At 55.1% G+C, this 2,043-nt stretch carries 1 tRNA gene and 1 rRNA gene; both read right to left on the reverse strand.

The annotated features are described in order from the left end of the window. Positions 1-5: 5 nt before the first annotated feature. Positions 6-82 (reverse strand) — tRNA-Ile (locus tag EZI54_RS23525). Between the two features lie 88 nt (positions 83-170). Further along, positions 171-1,711, reverse strand: a 16S ribosomal RNA gene (locus EZI54_RS23530). Positions 1,712-2,043 lie beyond the last annotated feature (332 nt).

The following is a 2,043-nucleotide window of genomic DNA, read 5'->3' on the forward strand; positions in this document are numbered from 1 at the left end:
AATTCTGGTGGGTCTGGGTGGACTTGAACCACCGACCTCACCCTTATCAGGGGTGCGCTCTAACCACCTGAGCTACAGACCCAATGGTATGGGCCCGTTTAGACCCTATGCTCTCTCTTCCACTGACCAAGTAATTCGTGTGGGCTCTGACCGAAGCGTTCGGCTTCGTTTAAGGAGGTGATCCAGCCGCAGGTTCCCCTACGGCTACCTTGTTACGACTTCACCCCAGTCATGAACCACACCGTGGTGATCGTCCTCCCGAAGGTTAGACTAACCACTTCTGGTGCAATCCACTCCCATGGTGTGACGGGCGGTGTGTACAAGGCCCGGGAACGTATTCACCGCGACATTCTGATTCGCGATTACTAGCGATTCCGACTTCACGCAGTCGAGTTGCAGACTGCGATCCGGACTACGACGCGTTTTAAGAGATTGGCTTACCCTCGCGGGTTCGCAGCCCTCTGTGCGCGCCATTGTAGCACGTGTGTAGCCCTGGCCGTAAGGGCCATGATGACCTGACGTCATCCCCACCTTCCTCCGGTTTGTCACCGGCAGTCTCCCTAGAGTTCCCACCATCATGTGCTGGCAACTAGGGATAGGGGTTGCGCTCGTTACGGGACTTAACCCAACATCTCACGACACGAGCTGACGACGGCCATGCAGCACCTGTCTTGCAGTTCCCGAAGGCACCCATCCATCTCTGGATAGTTCTGCAGATGTCAAGGCCAGGTAAGGTTCTTCGCGTTGCGTCGAATTAAACCACATGCTCCACCGCTTGTGCGGGCCCCCGTCAATTCATTTGAGTTTTAACCTTGCGGCCGTACTCCCCAGGCGGTCGACTTAGTGCGTTAACTGCGCCACTAAGACTTCAAGAGTCCCAACGGCTAGTCGACATCGTTTACGGCGTGGACTACCAGGGTATCTAATCCTGTTTGCTCCCCACGCTTTCGCACCTCAGCGTCAGTATTGGTCCAGGTAGCCGCCTTCGCCACTGGTGTTCCTTCCTATATCTACGCATTTCACCGCTACACAGGAAATTCCACTACCCTCTACCATACTCTAGCCAGACAGTTCGAAATGCCGTTCCCAGGTTAAGCCCGGGGCTTTCACATCTCGCTTATCTAACCGCCTACGCGCGCTTTACGCCCAGTAATTCCGATTAACGCTTGCACCCTCCGTATTACCGCGGCTGCTGGCACGGAGTTAGCCGGTGCTTCTTCTGTGAGTAACGTCAATCCTCAAGGGTATTAACCTTAAGGCCTTCCTCCTCACTGAAAGTGCTTTACAACCCGAAAGCCTTCTTCACACACGCGGCATGGCTGGATCAGGGTTGCCCCCATTGTCCAATATTCCCCACTGCTGCCTCCCGTAGGAGTTCGGGCCGTGTCTCAGTCCCGATGTGGCTGATCATCCTCTCAGACCAGCTACGGATCGTCGCCTTGGTAGGCCGTTACCCTACCAACCAGCTAATCCGACATAGGCACATCCAATAGCGCAAGGTCCGAAGAGCCCCTGCTTTCCCCCGTAGGGCGTATGCGGTATTAATCCGGGTTTCCCCGGGCTATCCCCCACTACTGGGCAGTTTCCTATGCATTACTCACCCGTCCGCCGCTCGTCAGCAGGGTGCAAGCACCCCCTGTTACCGCTCGACTTGCATGTGTTAGGCCTGCCGCCAGCGTTCAATCTGAGCCATGATCAAACTCTTCAGTTTAAATCAAGCAGAAGCCGAAGCTTCCAAATCCGCTCAAGACAACACTCAAATTCATCCTCTCAAAAGAGAGTCTGACAGGTCGCTGCCTCGATATCTCTTGCCGAAATACCTCAGTCAGCGCCCACACGAATTACTTGGTCAATTTTTTAAAGAGCCGGGCCTTCGCCCTGTTGAGGCCGCGTATTCTACCGCTTCGCTCAACCTTGTCAACCGTTATTTTTCAGCGCTTTCCGCTACTTCCGAAAACCGCCGAACCGGGCCGGCTGCCCGTTCAAGGTGGCGCGCATTCTACACGGCTTTGCCACCCTGTCAACCGTTGCCCTGAAGAATCC

This window comes from Marinobacter halodurans, assembly GCF_004327985.1.
Taxonomy (GTDB): domain Bacteria; phylum Pseudomonadota; class Gammaproteobacteria; order Pseudomonadales; family Oleiphilaceae; genus Marinobacter_A; species Marinobacter_A halodurans.